Raw genomic sequence first — 15,080 nt, 5'->3', positions numbered from 1 at the left:
AGGTACAAAAATAATAAACTGACTACTAATCCGATGTATTTTATTTGGCAAGAAATAGTATGGATTTTCAATCAAAAGGATACTTGAAAGAACATAAATCCTCCTCCTAAAATCATTAAAGTGATAACCGACAAAAGAAGGACTCCTAATGAAAAAGAAATATTTACCAAAGTCCCTTTGTTTCTCACTTTATTGATATACAATGAAGTATGCTTCAGACTGTAGAATAATGCCAGATAGACTGGAATACCAATAAAGAAAAAATAGACAGCAAGAACTGTCCACAAAATTTCATAAGTAAAACCTCCATGTAAAAGTATCATAACTATAGCAAAAAATTAATTCAATTGATCTCCCACCATTTTCATAATCTGAAAATGCATAAAATTATCCATTGACACATTACGTTTAGTATTTTCATTAAAATTAAGTGGTTTGATAATATAACCAGTAACGCCGAATTCATCTCCCCTGCTTCTATCTCTATCTTCATTGGATGTGGTCATAATGAAAATCTTAACATCATTAAATGTACTATCTTTCCTTAATTCTGCAAGGAATTCACCCCCATTCATTTTAGGCATATTGAGATCCAGTACAATGATATCCGGTATTGAAATTCTTTGCTTACCTCTCAAAAGCTCAAGAGCTTCTATTCCGTTAAAGGCCGTGTATAAAATGATCGGCAGGTTGATTTTTTTTAAAGCACGCTCAAAACTAATGACATCCAATTCATCATCCTCTATTAATAAAATTGAAATTTCTTTCATAAGAATTATTTGTTTGTTTATACTGGCATCACCACTTTAATGGCTGGCCACTTAAAAATAAAGGAAGCTCCTTCTCCTTCATTGGAGACTACTCTGATGCTTCCTTTGTTGTCTTCTATAATTTTTTTCACAATTGATAATCCAATGCCTGTACTTTCTACTTCGTGCTTCTCACGCAGAGTCTGAAACAGCCCAAATATTTTATTGTGATATTCAGGAGATATACCTACGCCGTTATCTTCGACAGTAAATTCAAATCCATCAGGCACCTCTTTTGAAGTAATCGTAATCAGACCTGATTTGTTGCCTTTATATTTTACCGCATTACTTATCAGATTGGAAAACACCTGTTGAATTCTTAATCGCTCTGTAAAAATCACAGGCAGGTTATTGGATAATCTCACTTCAAAATCTTCAGGGACAGTAGAATCTATAATATCGGCTAGCAGTTCATTCATATTAACTTCCTCCAAAGGCTGGCTGGTTCTTCCTATTTTAGAATATTCCAGCAAACCATTTATGAGACTTTCCATTCGCTCAACCCTTCCCTTCAGCTTATCCAGATACTTATGCATCTCAGGGGACAATTCATTTCCATAATCTTCCTCCATCCAATGTGCAAGATTATATATCCCTCTTAATGGTACTTTTAAATCATGGGAAACGACATAGGCATAGTTGTCTAATTCTGAAAAGCTCTTTTTTAACTTCTCTGACATAACATTTAAAGAATCCGACAATTGTGACAGTTCATCTTTTTCGATATCTACAATCGTCTCAAATCTACCTTTGGAGATATTATCTGCAAGCACAACCATAGATTTGATCCTTTTTATGATAATATGTGTGATATAAAAAGCACTTAATACTCCTACAGAAATTGTTATGATCGCCAAAAGCATTGTAACCTGCTTGGCAATTGCTATAGATTCACTCAATTTCGCCCTCCGGCCCTTTCTAACTCGATACTCTGTTTTATCAAACTCTTTGAATTTATTAGAAATTTCATCGGTCATTTTTTTTCCGAATTCTTTTCTCAATTTCTGTTCAAAAAGCATTTCATATTCACTTGAAATTATTTTAGGATCTATTTGCTTGAACTTGGCTTCAATAAGGGCATTGGCATATTTCAGCCATTGATTGTGTAGTATCTGAATATCATTGAACCTGGCTACCTGGGCAGGAGAATCAGAGATGAGTTTACGCTGCTCATCCACAAGACCCGACATCTCTTTTATACTTGAATAATATGGATCCAAAAATGACTTATTCTCAGTAAGTAAGTATCCTCTGAAATTAGACTGCATCTCAAGAATGCTCTTATGAATTTTAGCAGAATTACGAATAATAGCTTCAGATTTGGTAAGGTACTCCGTGTCCCTATTCACATCTGATGAAAGTTTAAGGTTGACACCAAAACTGATAAAAGAAAAAATGATGATCAGAGAAAAACTTGCTATTATTTTACCGGATAACCTAAGTTTCATAAACAATATATAACAGGGAAATATTGTAAATGTTTTAAAACAAAAAAGGCACCTACAAGTTATGTAGATGCCTTTGAAGAGCCCCCAGTCGGAATCGAACCAACGACCTACTGATTACAAGTCAGTTGCTCTACCAGCTGAGCTATGGAGGCTTTACTTTGTTTTTGCTTTTTCGTTTGCCTTAAAAGCGAGTGCAAAAGTATAGGACTTTTCGAAATATCCAAAACATTTCGAAAAAATTATTTTTCATTTTCTGCATCTTTTATCATTTTAAGCTGACCTTTTAGTTCATCTATCTCATTTTGAGCAGATTCAATTTTTGAATAAAATTCTTTTTTTAGCTTGTCAGCTGCAGCAGATTTTGCAAAAAATTCAAGATTGGTATTCAAGCGATCAATCTCCTGTTTAAGGACTGAAATCTTGCGATGAATTTCTTTTTCTTTTTGATAAAGTTTTTTTCCACCTTCTGGATTTGTTTTCAAAGCATTTATCTGAAGACTTAATTTTAACTTGTCAACTTCAGACTTATCTCCTTCAAGATGTCCCAAGAAATTATCAACTGCTCTCTGATATCTTGCATTGATATCTTTCATTTCCGTTTTAGGAACAAAACCTATTTTTTTCCATTCATCCTGAATAACCTTCAAATCATCCGGATTTGAATTATTATCGGAGTTGAGGCCTTCCAATTTTTGAATAAGGGCATTTTTCTTATCCAGATTATCCTTAAACTCTTTTTCATGTTCAGCCTGCAATTCTCTTTTCTTATTAAAGAAATGGTCGCAAGCAGCTTTAAAACGTTTAAAAATTGGTTCTTTTTCTTTAATAGGAACAGGCCCGATTGCTTCCCATTCTTTCTGAAGATTTTTCAATTCAGTAGCTGTTCCGCTAAAATCAGTCTGATCCTTCAATACTTCTGCGCGCTCACACAAAGAAATTTTCTTCTTAAGGTTTTCTTCTTTTTCTACCTCAAGGTGTTTGAAAAAAACTTCTTTGTTATGAAAAAAGGATTTACAAGCACTCCAGAATTTTTTTGAGATCTCTTTTCCTTTGTCTTGAGGAACCCCACCTGCTTGTTTCCATTTCTCTTGTAGTTCCAACAATTCTGCAGTCTTTTGTTTCCATTCTTCAATTCGAGTAGTCTGGAATTGAGTAAATCCAGCAATGGCTTCAGCTAATTTTATTTTAACTTCAAGATTTTGTTCTTGACGTTCTCTAAGCTCTTTATAATACTCGCCGCGTTTTTCATAGATTTTATCGGAAGCTACTTTAAATCTATTCCAAAGAACTTCCTGATCTTCCTTAGGAACGGGTCCAATATTTCTGAACTCTTCGTGTAAAACTTTAAGCTCTCTGATCAGGGCATTTACTGTTTGGCCTGATTCAGCAAGACTTTCAGCTTTCTCACATATTTCGATTTTAGCTTCTAGATTTTTCTTTCTGTCTAGCTCCTTCAGTTCAAAATATATACTCCTGTTATTGTAAAAGCGTTCAACCAGTGCATTATAGTTAGCCCATATCTCTTGAGTCTGAGCCGCAGGTACGGAACCAATTTTTCTCCACTCTTCCTGAATCTCCTTTAAAGAAGTAATGCTTGTTTGAGTTTCTTCAGCAGAGATCAGAGTTCTGAGCTTATCAAGCAGCTCATTCTTCTTAGTCAGATTTTTTTCTTTATCCTTTTCTAGATTAAGAAAATGTTCAGACAATTTGTGACGAAGCTGATCATATTGCTTATCAAACTTCAAGCTCACATTATCTCTTCTATAATCAAAATCAGTTTCTTCACCACCATTGGCAAGGAATTTACTCAATGCTTCGTTCTTTTCCACTTCCAGCAAATGATCATAATGATACTTAATCTGCTTCAGCATTGCTGATGCTTTACTTAGATTTTCATCGAGCTTCATGCTTTCAAGCATCTTTAGCAAATCTTCTTTTGAAAGTTGTGATAGATCACTAATGTGCTCATGGGCATGTTCTTCATCATGAACATCCATTTCGTCTATCATAGATTTTACAGGAGTTGCCATCTCTCCAACCTTTCCACCTTCCTTTATCTTGTCATTTCCCAAAAGTTCTTTTTCCTTGCTCATGGTATTACCTTTTAAAAATTTTTAATTCAATCTTGGATCAATAGGATAATTAGATAGCATCTTGTATTTACCACCCATACTCTTCAATATTTCCCGCCAAAGATTAGCAGGCTCAATTTCAAATATATCCTCAGTTTCAACATGGCTTACAATCCATGAATTAGCTTTAAACTCATTCTCCAGCTGTCCTCCCTCCCATCCTGAATACCCCAGAAAAAATCTGAAATCTTCCGCGTTAGCAAGGTTGTTATTAAACAAGTCCAGCACTTGTTCAAAATTTCCACCCCAGTATAAATTATCTCCTAACTTCACTGCCCCTTCAATATTATAATTGTTTCTGAAAATAAAATGTAGCGAATCTTGTGCTACAGGCCCACCAATATACAAAAGCTCTTCCGAATTTACACTTTCCAAAACAGAATTGAGCGTAATAATCGTAGGCTTGTTAAGTACAAGCCCAAGAGCCCCTGATTCTCCATATTCACACATGATGATTACAGTTCGTTCAAAGTTATCATCACCCAGGTATGGCTCCGATATTATAACATTGCCTATCTTCAACATTCGTTAATCAAAATTCTTTTTATCTGAAAATGTTTGATATCAGCTATTTAATAAATATCCTTCAATTTATCATACTATAACAATTATACAAGTACTAAGGGTACATTGCAAGTTTTTCATATTTAGTTAAAAGATATTATTAGTAAATTCATATTTAATGGCTAACTTCAATTCTGAATTAAAAAACATGCCTTACCAGCATTTGTTTTGCAACCAATTTCATATGAGCAAGAAGGAGCAAAATTTATCAGACATTAGAAACGATTATAAACTTAAAATACTATCCGAGTCTGATCTCAAAGAAAATCCAATAGACCAATTTCACGAATGGTTGGATCTGGCTGTAAAAAGTAATTTGTATGAGCCTACAGCAATGACATTATCTACTTGCGACAGTCATTGCAGACCTTCTTCAAGGATCGTTCTCTTAAAAGGATTGGACGAAGGTTTGGTATTTTTCACTAATTATGATAGTAAAAAAGGCTTGTCAATAGCAGAAAATCCATTTGCAGCTGCATTGTTCTTTTGGCCTGAATTAGAGCGCCAGGTAAGGATTGAAGGAAAGGTTGTAAAAGTAAGTGCTGAAGAATCTGACAAGTATTTTTATTCCAGGCCGAAAGCGTCACAGATAGGAGCTATTGTATCTCCACAAAGTAAAATTATTTCTTCCAGAAATGATTTGGATCTGATGTTTGAAAAGGCCCTGATTGCCCATGAAACCAAAGAGGTAACAAGACCTGATAATTGGGGAGGTTACAGGATCATTCCCGAATATTTTGAGCTTTGGCAAGGACGATCAGGAAGGTTGCATGATAGATTATTTTATCAAAGAGAAAACAATACATGGACTAAAGGCAGACTGGCTCCTTGATAAGACTGTTACAGCAAATCAAACATGTTGGTTATTCCAATATTTCTTTCAGATGTAAATCCTTCTCCGTACTTTACACCAATAGAATGACCGAACTCCAAGGCTCTGGCTTCAATGAACAATAAGAATTCGGGGGAAGAAATATAAGTACCAGGTTCTTCGCTACCAGGATTGAAAAACTGACTTTGAAAAGCTTTGATCGTTTTTATTTTTTGCTCCCAATAAGGAGTTACATCTACTATCAGATCTGGCTTAATGTACCTATCTTGAATATAATGGTATACATTCCGAGCTCTCCACGCCTTCTGTCCTGTTTCAATTTTTATAAGGCCTGAAAGGAAACTTGCTCTGGACACCAAATCTGAAGCCCTTCCATGATCGGGGTGCCTGTCGTGTAAGGCATTGGTAATTATGATCTCTGGTTGATATTTTCTTATTGCTTTAACAATAGCAATTAAATGTTCTTTATCTTCAGTAAAAAATCCATCTTCAAACGCTAGGTTTTCCCTCGCAGCAAGCCCGAGAATATTTGAAGCAGCTTCTGCTTCTTTATCCCTGATTTCGGGAGTTCCCCTGGTACCAAGCTGTCCACGTGTGAGATCTACCAGACCTACTTTTTTCCCCATTTCAATATGCCTCAGTATTGTCCCCGAACAGGCTAACTCCGCATCATCAGGGTGTGCTGAAAGCACAAGCATATCTAACTTCATAGATCTTGTAAGCAATTATTATTTTATCTAATTCTAAGTTTGCGGCCAACCTTAAGAGTCGTTCTGGATGAAATACCATTCAGTTTACAGATAGTACTAACAGACACCCTATATTTCCGACTAATTGTACCTAAAGACTCCCCTGATCTCACTCTATGATAGAATACCTTTCGGGCTTCTCTTAAATATTCAAAATGTGAAGGATTAAGTTCAAATATCTTTGATTTCAGAGTATTCATTGGAAAATCATAAAGTTCTTCAGGGTTAATAGCATTACCTTCGTACCTCACTTCAAAATGCAAGTGAGGTCCCGAACTTCTCCCAGTATTTCCACCATCACCCAATAATTCTCCGGCTTTCACTAATTGCCCAACAGTAACATGAGATTTTGTAAGATGGCCATAAAGAGTTTCCAGACCGTTGTAATGTCTTACCATTACATAATTTCCATAACCTCCCGCATTGTACTGATTTATCCTGACGATTCCATCAAAGCAAGCTACAACAGGGTCACCAATTTCAAGTTTTAAATCTGTGCCATAATGCCACCTAGAATGACGCATACCGAAATCAGAAGTGATATGACAACCAGTCAAAGGCATTGACCAGTTGAAACCACCAAGAGAGTCATATAAATTAATATTTAAAGTATCTGAAAATTTGGCTCCATCACGTTTGTACGGATTCACACTTCTGGAATCCCAAATAGAATAATATTCCGCAATAGTTACCCATATTGAATCTACTTTCAACTGTTCAGCTACCTCGACAATGCTAGTTTCACCTTCATCAATATCAGTGGTATCTTCGCTAATGAGTTCAGGTTCCCTTTGCGGGTCAAAGAATATGGCATTTTCATCAGTATTTGTGGTATCGGCAAACTCTTCATCGAAGAGTATTTTGCCTGCTTCTGGTACTGAATACTCAATGGATGGGGTTTTTACATTTAAGAAATCCTTATTCTTTTTCTCCTGAGAAAAACCTTTCAAGGAAAAAAAGAATAGGATTATCAAAAGTGAATAGCACTTTTTATTCTGCATTATTTAACTGTTTCCTCTTCAGCTTCTTTAGCGGCAAGATATCTTTCAGCATCAAGAGCTGCCATACAACCTGAACCGGCTGCTGTTACAGCTTGTCTGTATATATGATCCTGCGCATCGCCACAAGCAAAGACACCTTCAATATTCGTTTTACTGCTTCCTGGTAATGTATTAATATATCCGTTGTCGTCAAGATCTAACCAACCTTTGAATATGTCTGTATTAGGCTTATGACCTATGGCAACGAAAAATCCTTGAACAGTGATATCTGTTAATTCTCCTGTCTGGACATTCTTCACTCTCATTCCTTCAACTTCTTCTTCACCTAATATTTCACTCGTTTCAGAGTTCCACAATACCTCAATATTAGGAGTGTTAAGTACCCTTTTTTGCATGATCTGTGAAGCACGCATAGTATCCCTTCTTACAAGTAGGTATACTTTTCTACAAAGTTTAGAAAGATATACAGCCTCTTCACATGCAGTATCACCGGCCCCCACAACAGCAACGTCTTTACCTCTGAAAAAGAATCCATCACACACTGCACAAGCAGAAACTCCTCTTCCGTTTAATCTGGCTTCAGATTCTAATCCAAGCCATTTTGCTGAAGCTCCTGTAGAAACTATAACAACATCTGCATGGATTAAATGTGTTTCGTCTATAATTACTTTATGTACAGGACCAGTAAAATCCACCGAAGTAGCCATTCCAAATCTGATATCAGTACCAAATCTTGATGCTTGTTTCTGGAAATCTTCCATCATCTTCGGACCAAGTACCCCTTCAGGATATCCTGGATAATTTTCCACTTCATTAGTAATCATTAACTGCCCTCCGGGCTGAGCTCCCTGGTACAACACAGGTTTTAATCCAGCTCTTGCTGAATATATTGCCGCAGTGTAGCCTGCAGGACCGGAGCCAATGATGAGACACCCTACTTTTTCTTCTGCCATAACAAAAACGTGAAATTTTAAGGCTGTGAATTTCGTGAAAAATCCCTATTAATCCAAAACCAGATCTACTTGTATAAAGTTCCTTCACCTTAATAAAATAACATAATAATTACATTTCAAAATGACATTGTAGTCAAGTCATTTCAATTTATGTTTAACAAGTTTATAAATTCCCTAGTTGTTTTTATATGAAGTACAGATAAGTATAGAATGCCAAAATATTATAAGATGAAATCGACCAGAAATATTTTAATCCTCTTATTGCTACTTTTTGTATCTTTTTTTTCATACTCATGTAAAAAAAGAACAGTCGTAAACACTAAGGAAAATCATGATAACGGGAGAACAAAGATTGTGAAGCGGGAAACAATTATCAGAAGACCCACTGCAAACAATGATATAATCGGCAACCGATTAAAATACAGGGAATATTATGAAAATGGAAAAAGGCGATCCTATGAAAAATCAAGAAGTTACTCTAAAATCTGGCCTATAAAAGAAGAAAAACCGGACAAAAAAGTTTTAATAAAAAGGTACAATGAAAGAGGCAAACTAGTATATAAATTCACTAAAACCAAAAAAGGTGAAGAAGTACATAGGTATGATGATAAAGGGCGACTTACCTACATACAATTAATCAATAAGGGGAAAGTGCGAAAAGTAATAGATGTGAATAAGCAAAAAGTAGTAAAAAGGAATTAAAAAAAGCCCTTAAAGGGCTTTTTAAATATTAACCTAAGTAAGGCTTAAGAGCTTTGCTTCTTGAAGTATGCCTTAATCTTCTGATTGCTTTTTCTTTAATCTGACGAACCCTCTCTCTTGTAAGGTTGAATTTTTCTCCAATCTCTTCCAAGGTCATAGAATGTTCTCCATTAAGACCAAAATAAAGGGTAATTACATCTGCTTCGCGCTGTGTCAGCGTTGAAAGTGCTCTTTGAACCTCTTTTCTCAAAGAGTCATTCATTAATTCCGAATCTGGGGTAACTTCACTGTCATTTTCCAGAACATCCAGAAGGCTGTTCTCTTCTCCCTGAACAAAAGGTGCATCCATAGAAACATGACGACCAGAAATTTTCAGAGTATCAACAACTTCAGAAGTACTTACTTCCAATACTTCAGCAAGTTCGTCAGGAGAAGGCTCTCTCTCATATTTTTGCTCAAGATCAGAAAAGGTTTTGGATATTTTATTTAAAGAACCGACTCTGTTTAAAGGAAGTCTTACAATTCTTGATTGCTCTGCCAAAGCCTGAAGAATTGATTGACGAATCCACCATACAGCATAGGAAATAAACTTAAAACCTCTCGTTTCATCAAATCTTTGAGCAGCTTTAATGAGGCCGAGATTTCCTTCATTGATCAAATCACCAAGTGAAAGCCCCTGATTTTGATACTGTTTCGCAACAGAAACAACGAATCTAAGGTTTGCCTTTGTAAGCTTTTCCAAAGCTAACTGATCACCTTCTCTGATTCTCTTCGCCAGTTCCACTTCTTCATCAGGGGTAAGTAGATCCACCTTTCCAATCTCCTGAAGATATTTGTCAAGTGACTGGCTTTCCCTGTTGGTAATCTGTTTGCTTATCTTAAGCTGTCTCATTAAATTGGGTTATTTATGCTTGTATAGATGACAAAATTAAGCGAAAATCAAGTGCAAAATTTAATCAGTGAAACGATTTTTTTTTTGCTTTAGTTATAAAATTCTGCCCTTATTAGATGAACTTTATTTGCTTTGTTCTGATTCTTTTTTCTCCGGCTTCGGTATCAATACTTTGCGTGATAATCTGAATTTACCAGTTTTTTTGTCAACTTCCACAAGTTTAACCTTAACTTCTTCTCCAACTTCCAAAACTCCCTCCATATTCTCCAATCTCTCCCATTTAATTTCAGAAATATGAAGTAAACCGTCTTTTCCTGGCATAAACTCAACAAAAGCTCCAAATGGCATGATAGACTTAACTTTACCTTGATAAACCTCTCCTACTTCAGGAATAGCAACGATTCCTTTCACCCACTTCACAGCCTTATCCATTACTTCTTTATCTTTGGCAAAAACATTAACCAAACCTCCGTCTTCTACTTCTTCAATAATCAACGTAGCACCAGTAACTTTTTGTATTTCCTGAACTACTTTTCCTCCTGGACCTATTACGGCACCGATCATATCTTTTGGAATTTTAATTGATACAGATCTTGGAGTATGAGGTTTTAGATCAGGTTTTGGCGCATCAAGAGTTTTCTTTATTTCATTAAGAATATGAAGTCTTCCGTTTTTAGCCTGCTCCAGAGCTTTTTCAAGTATTTCATAGGACAAACCCTCCACTTTCATATCCATCTGACATGCCGTAATTCCCTGCTCGGTTCCAGTCACTTTAAAGTCCATATCGCCAAGATGATCTTCGTCACCAAGAATATCAGAAAGAACAGCCCATCTTCCTGTTTTGTAGTCAGAGATTAATCCCATGGCAATACCTGATACCGGTGCTTTAATTTGAACTCCAGCATCCATAAGGGCCAAAGTACCAGCACACACAGTCGCCATAGATGAAGAACCATTAGATTCCAATATATCAGAAACAATACGGATGGTGTAAGGATTTTCAGATTCAGGAGGTAATACTTTTTTCAAGGCTCTAAGTGCCAAATTTCCATGCCCTACTTCCCTTCTTCCCGGTCCTCTGTTTGGTTTAACTTCACCTGTAGAAAATCCAGGGAAATTATAATGAAGCATAAACTTGTTTGTACCTGAAACCATTGCACTGTCGATCATTTGTTCGTCCAGTTTGGTTCCTAAGGTAGCAGTAGTGAGGGATTGAGTTTCTCCTCTTGTAAATATAGCAGAACCATGAGCTGAAGGAAGGTAATCTACTTCACTCCAGATTGGTCTAATTTCATCAAGCTTTCTGTTATCTAACCTTACTCTCTCATCTAAAACCATGTTTCTGACAGCCTCTTTCTCAATATCATGGTAATATTTACTGATCAATTTTAAATCTTCAGTATGATCTTCGGGTAAAGCCTCAACAAATGCTTTCTTAATAGCTTTGAAAGATTCCCCTCTTACAGCTTTGTTAGCATTTCCCTGTTTAGCAACAGCATATACCTTATCATAAAGCTCTTTGTGCATTCTTTCTTTAAGTTCTGCACTATTTACTTCATGACAATATTCTCTCTTTTGAGTTTTACCAGCTTCAGCCTCTAGCTCTTTAAGAATAGTACAATGTACTTTGATTGCATCATGAGCGACTTTTAAAGCTTCCAGCATAACAGATTCTGAGACTTCATTCATTTCACCTTCCACCATAACAATATTGTCATAGGAAGCGCCCACAATTAGATCCAGATCTGCTCCTACCATCTGAGCAGGAGTAGGATTGATCAAAAATTTTCCGTCTTTTCTTATAACTCTAACTTCAGAAATTGGTCCATTGAAGGGAATATCTGAAACTGCAATTGCAGCAGAGGCTGCAAGAGCTGCAAGGCAATCTGGTTGTGCGTCTTTGTCAGCAGAAATCAGGGTTATATTAACCTGAGTATCTGCGTGGTAATCATCTGGAAACAAAGGTCTCATAGCTCTATCCACTAGCCTGGAGACCAAAACTTCCATATCACTTAGTTTTCCTTCTCTCTTTAAAAAACCACCTGGAATTTTTCCGGCTGAAGCAAATTTCTCCTGATAATCAACCGATAATGGCATAAAATCTACACCTTCTTTTACCTCTATAGCAGAAACTACAGTAGCAAGAAGCATCGTATTTCCCAATCTCACTACCACAGAACCATCTGCCTGTTTTGCCAATTTCCCTGTTTCTATGGAAATAACTCTTCCGTCTTCTAAAGGAATATTTTTCCTAATTACGTTTAACGACATCTTTAATTTTGTAAAACTCTTGTGAATTAAAAATCAGATTTGCGGACATCAAAAATAGCGGAGCAAATAATAAAAAGAGGGAATTCGACCGAATCCCCTCAATTTTTTATTTTCTCAAATTGTGTTCAGCGATAATTGCCCTGTAACGATCAATATCTACATTTTGTAAATAATCCAAGATTCTTCTTCTTTTACCAACAAGTTTCAAAAGTCCTAATCTTGTAGAGAAGTCTTTTGGATGAGTTTTCAAGTGCTCTGTCAAATAATTGATTCTATGAGTGAAAAGAGCAATTTGAGATTCAGATGAACCAGTATCCTTAGCAGATTTTTCTCTGCTGTTTTGTTTAAAGATCTCCTGTTTTTTTTCTGTGCTTAAATACATGCCTTTTTATTTGTCTACTTATATTCCGATTTAATAAACCGCAAAGATATAAAACTACATTTTAATATACAAATATTTATTGAATATTAAATTCAATCTATTTCTTCTTAAAAATCTTTTTAAACCCTGAAATTAAGGGAGTATACAGATCAGTTTCAAGCAATCTGGAATCTTTTCTTGCTTTATACCAAAAGAAAAGCCCTACTGGAAATAACATACAATTGGCCCACCACATACCTAACGGCACCTCGATAAGACTTTCTTTTGCCCACTTCTCTCCCATTATCGATAAGACGTAGAAAAGGATGAAGAATATAATTGAAATCAGCACCGGAATTCCGAATCCTCCTTTTTTAATGATAGCTCCAAGCGGTGCCCCTATGAGGAACATGATAATACATGCCACGGATTGTGTATATTTCCTGTACTTTTCGATTTCAAATATGTTAGAATCTTTTGTTAAATGATACAGCCTCTCTACATGGGTTGAAGTAAATGCTTTGATACTTCTAGCCTGATTAACAGCCCGATTAAGTATCTGTTGTTTATTTGCCTTCACCAAAGAATCTTTTACATTAATTGCTTGGGCTTTTGATACATTCCGTGCAACACTGTCTTGCCTGGTGTGAAAACTATAGTAAGGCTTAACATTGCCCTCGAGGCTTTTTTCTATATTCTTTTTTTCATTTCGAAGTGAATCAGAGGTCCTTTGGAGTTCAGACACATTCAACATCAGCTTATTAGTAGCAAATAATTCCTCTTTTGTCCTGTTAAGCTCAAAGGATTCCAGACTAAATACCATTTTACTCTTCTTGAATTCATTCCTTAAGAAAGTATAACCTTGCGGACGTTCATTATCCTGGGTTTCAGAAAAGTTTTTGCCATTAAATAATTCAAGAATCAGATACTTGTCATTATAAGCCATGTACATTTTACCTGAATCTGCAATGATTAGGTCAGTATTACCTTTTCCCTGACTATGATCATAAATCATAAGGTTTTTGAGTGTCCGACCATCAGGATACTTTTTGCTTACTTTTATACTATAACCTGGTAAGCCATTGTAGAAAGCACCTTCTTTAAAATCCAATGCAGGCTTTTTCTGACGGATATCATAAAGGAGACTATATGCTTTTAAATTCGCCTTTGGTACAATATTATTATTAAAAAAGAAAGCAACTACTGATAATAGAATAACTATAAAACCAATTGGCAAAAGTGCTCTAGTAAGCGAAATACCTGCACTTTTTATAGCTGTGAGTTCAAAATGCTCTCCCAGATTTCCGAATGTCATTAAAGAAGAGAGCAATATGGCTAAAGGCAATGCTACCGGCACCATATTTAAACTGAAATAAAATATTAGCTCGGCAAAAACACTAAACCCAAGATCTTTACCAACAAAATCCTCAAGGTATTTAAGAAGATACTGTGTAAGTAATATAAAAACTACAACTACAAATGTTAAAAAAAAGGGGCCTAAAAAAGCCGTAAGTATTAATTTATCCAGCTTCTTCATTAAGAAACTATTTTTTTTAAGTATTATTAATTAAAGATTATCAAAAATCGGGGCAAAACTACTATTTATATATTTTCCTCACGACTTTTTTTTCATTATTATTTAAAAAAAAGGCTAAATAAATTCCTCCCTTAAGTTTTTCGATAAAACAACTTAAATTAAACTCTAGTTCTTCACGATAACAAAAATTCCGAATAATCAATTGTCCGTCTATAGAATATAGCTCAAATTCGCCTAAACTATTTTCCAATCGTCCCTCTTCTTTTTTCAGATATTTCATACCCACAAATTTTTTTTCAAAATAAAGTCTGTAGTAAACAGAATTTAGGCTATTATAATCTCTGATCCGAATCTCATTTCCTTCTATAGAAAAATTATTATCCTCTACCTTAATCTGTTCAAAATTATAGCCATCTAAAGACTTTTCAATTTTTAAAGAAGACAGAGAAATTACGCCTGTTGATTGAATTGCAATGATGATCGCATCTGTTCCAGACTCTTCCACTTCGAAATTTGTAATATTTAAAGGTAAAACCGAGAAACTGCATTCAGATGCTTGCGTTATTCTTGAAGAAGAAAAATCCCAATATGACGGATTAGCGATATTTTCCAGTAATTTTTGTTTATCCTGTACAATATAAGAGCAGTTGAATGAAGCATTTGTATTTCCTTTCAGACTAAGAGCTGTTTTCCCAATTTCAAGACCGGGAGGTAATGCAGAAGTATTTGTTGTTGTGGCATCTTCCTGCCATTTATCTTCAATATTATTTAATCCAAAAAGAAAGGTGGGATTTGTAAAACTACCTTGAAACGCGAGAATCTGATCTGC

General features: G+C 35.5%; 15 protein-coding genes and 1 tRNA gene. 2 read left to right on the top strand and 14 right to left on the bottom strand.

The window, feature by feature from the left end:
* Positions 1-71: 71 nt before the first annotated feature.
* The 6 genes from J7604_RS09425 to J7604_RS09400 form a co-directional block, all read right to left on the bottom strand.
* Positions 72-323 (bottom strand): hypothetical protein, encoded by a 252-nt coding sequence (locus J7604_RS09425; RefSeq protein ID WP_293894629.1) that lies wholly within the window; start codon positions 321-323, stop codon positions 72-74.
* Positions 324-338: 15 nt separating this feature from the next.
* Positions 339-770: a response regulator gene (locus J7604_RS09420; RefSeq protein WP_293894626.1), complete on the bottom strand. Its 432-nt coding sequence runs from the start codon at positions 768-770 to the stop codon at positions 339-341.
* Positions 771-787: 17 nt separating this feature from the next.
* Entirely contained in the window at positions 788-2,257 is a 1,470-nt protein-coding gene (locus J7604_RS09415) for an ATP-binding protein (RefSeq protein ID WP_293894622.1), read from the bottom strand.
* A 79-nt stretch (positions 2,258-2,336) separates the two neighbouring features.
* Positions 2,337-2,409 (bottom strand) — tRNA-Thr (locus J7604_RS09410).
* An 87-nt stretch (positions 2,410-2,496) separates the two neighbouring features.
* Complete coding sequence (locus J7604_RS09405) at positions 2,497-4,350, bottom strand: DUF349 domain-containing protein (RefSeq protein ID WP_293894620.1); 1,854 nt, start codon at positions 4,348-4,350, stop codon at positions 2,497-2,499.
* A gap of 21 nt (positions 4,351-4,371) precedes the next feature.
* On the bottom strand, positions 4,372-4,914 hold the full coding sequence (locus J7604_RS09400) for a YqgE/AlgH family protein (protein ID WP_028978563.1): 543 nt from the start codon (positions 4,912-4,914) through the stop codon (positions 4,372-4,374).
* A gap of 223 nt (positions 4,915-5,137) precedes the next feature.
* On the opposite strand from J7604_RS09400, the gene pdxH reads away from it, so the two are divergent.
* Positions 5,138-5,785: a pyridoxamine 5'-phosphate oxidase gene (gene pdxH, locus J7604_RS09395; RefSeq protein ID WP_293894616.1), complete on the top strand. Its 648-nt coding sequence runs from the start codon at positions 5,138-5,140 to the stop codon at positions 5,783-5,785.
* Positions 5,786-5,793: 8 nt separating this feature from the next.
* Here the strand turns inward: pdxH and bshB1 are convergent, their stop codons facing one another.
* Genes bshB1 through trxB form a run of 3 tightly spaced genes read right to left on the bottom strand, consistent with a single transcriptional unit; the run spans position 5,794 to position 8,488 of the window.
* The gene (bshB1, locus tag J7604_RS09390) at positions 5,794-6,495 is read right to left on the bottom strand and encodes a bacillithiol biosynthesis deacetylase BshB1 (RefSeq protein ID WP_293894613.1); all 702 of its coding nucleotides are present in this window, start codon (positions 6,493-6,495) and stop codon (positions 5,794-5,796) included.
* A 23-nt stretch (positions 6,496-6,518) separates the two neighbouring features.
* Positions 6,519-7,535 carry a M23 family metallopeptidase gene (locus J7604_RS09385; protein WP_293894609.1) on the bottom strand — a complete coding sequence of 339 codons (1,017 nt, stop codon included), beginning with the start codon at positions 7,533-7,535 and terminating at the stop codon, positions 6,519-6,521.
* Positions 7,535-8,488, bottom strand: a complete 954-nt coding sequence (gene trxB / locus J7604_RS09380; RefSeq protein ID WP_293894606.1) for a thioredoxin-disulfide reductase — start codon at positions 8,486-8,488, stop codon at positions 7,535-7,537. The genes J7604_RS09385 and trxB overlap by 1 nt, the downstream gene beginning before the upstream one ends.
* Positions 8,489-8,716: 228 nt before the next feature.
* Here trxB and J7604_RS09375 point away from each other — a divergent pair, with 228 nt between their 5' ends.
* Positions 8,717-9,190 (top strand): hypothetical protein, encoded by a 474-nt coding sequence (locus J7604_RS09375; protein ID WP_293894603.1) that lies wholly within the window; start codon positions 8,717-8,719, stop codon positions 9,188-9,190.
* 28 nt (positions 9,191-9,218) lie between these two features.
* Here J7604_RS09375 and J7604_RS09370 read toward each other — a convergent pair whose 3' ends face one another.
* The 5 genes from J7604_RS09370 to J7604_RS09350 form a co-directional block, all read right to left on the bottom strand.
* Positions 9,219-10,082 carry an RNA polymerase sigma factor RpoD/SigA gene (locus tag J7604_RS09370; RefSeq protein ID WP_028978569.1) on the bottom strand — a complete coding sequence of 288 codons (864 nt, stop codon included), beginning with the start codon at positions 10,080-10,082 and terminating at the stop codon, positions 9,219-9,221.
* Between the two features lie 123 nt (positions 10,083-10,205).
* On the bottom strand, positions 10,206-12,353 hold the full coding sequence (gene pnp, locus J7604_RS09365) for a polyribonucleotide nucleotidyltransferase (protein ID WP_293894593.1): 2,148 nt from the start codon (positions 12,351-12,353) through the stop codon (positions 10,206-10,208).
* Positions 12,354-12,459: 106 nt separating this feature from the next.
* Positions 12,460-12,735, bottom strand: a complete 276-nt coding sequence (gene rpsO / locus J7604_RS09360) for a 30S ribosomal protein S15 (protein WP_293894590.1) — start codon at positions 12,733-12,735, stop codon at positions 12,460-12,462.
* A gap of 97 nt (positions 12,736-12,832) precedes the next feature.
* A complete protein-coding gene (locus J7604_RS09355; RefSeq protein ID WP_293894587.1) occupies positions 12,833-14,251 on the bottom strand; it encodes an LptF/LptG family permease in 1,419 nt (472 codons plus the stop codon).
* 61 nt (positions 14,252-14,312) lie between these two features.
* Positions 14,313-15,080, bottom strand: a 768-nt coding sequence (locus tag J7604_RS09350; RefSeq protein ID WP_293894584.1) for a hypothetical protein, incomplete at its 5' end; no start/stop codon positions are given.

It is taken from the genome of Sporocytophaga sp. (assembly GCF_017745095.1).
Lineage (GTDB): Bacteria > Bacteroidota > Bacteroidia > Cytophagales > Cytophagaceae > Sporocytophaga.
This window is presented reverse-complemented; position numbering and strand designations above follow the sequence as displayed.

What these genes read in the sequence shown, in the direction of transcription:
- J7604_RS09425 (WP_293894629.1), bottom strand. Translation starts at nt 323, where the DNA reads ATGATACTTTTACATGGAGGTTTTACTTATGAAATTTTGTGGACAGTT.
- J7604_RS09420 (WP_293894626.1), bottom strand. Translation starts at nt 770, where the DNA reads ATGAAAGAAATTTCAATTTTATTAATAGAGGATGATGAATTGGATGTC.
- J7604_RS09415 (WP_293894622.1), bottom strand. Translation starts at nt 2,257, where the DNA reads ATGAAACTTAGGTTATCCGGTAAAATAATAGCAAGTTTTTCTCTGATC.
- J7604_RS09405 (WP_293894620.1), bottom strand. Translation starts at nt 4,350, where the DNA reads ATGAGCAAGGAAAAAGAACTTTTGGGAAATGACAAGATAAAGGAAGGT.
- J7604_RS09400 (WP_028978563.1), bottom strand. Translation starts at nt 4,914, where the DNA reads ATGTTGAAGATAGGCAATGTTATAATATCGGAGCCATACCTGGGTGAT.
- pdxH (WP_293894616.1), top strand. Translation starts at nt 5,138, where the DNA reads ATGAGCAAGAAGGAGCAAAATTTATCAGACATTAGAAACGATTATAAA.
- bshB1 (WP_293894613.1), bottom strand. Translation starts at nt 6,495, where the DNA reads ATGAAGTTAGATATGCTTGTGCTTTCAGCACACCCTGATGATGCGGAG.
- J7604_RS09385 (WP_293894609.1), bottom strand. Translation starts at nt 7,535, where the DNA reads ATGCAGAATAAAAAGTGCTATTCACTTTTGATAATCCTATTCTTTTTT.
- trxB (WP_293894606.1), bottom strand. Translation starts at nt 8,488, where the DNA reads ATGGCAGAAGAAAAAGTAGGGTGTCTCATCATTGGCTCCGGTCCTGCA.
- J7604_RS09375 (WP_293894603.1), top strand. Translation starts at nt 8,717, where the DNA reads ATGAAATCGACCAGAAATATTTTAATCCTCTTATTGCTACTTTTTGTA.
- J7604_RS09370 (WP_028978569.1), bottom strand. Translation starts at nt 10,082, where the DNA reads ATGAGACAGCTTAAGATAAGCAAACAGATTACCAACAGGGAAAGCCAG.
- pnp (WP_293894593.1), bottom strand. Translation starts at nt 12,353, where the DNA reads ATGTCGTTAAACGTAATTAGGAAAAATATTCCTTTAGAAGACGGAAGA.
- rpsO (WP_293894590.1), bottom strand. Translation starts at nt 12,735, where the DNA reads ATGTATTTAAGCACAGAAAAAAAACAGGAGATCTTTAAACAAAACAGC.
- J7604_RS09355 (WP_293894587.1), bottom strand. Translation starts at nt 14,251, where the DNA reads ATGAAGAAGCTGGATAAATTAATACTTACGGCTTTTTTAGGCCCCTTT.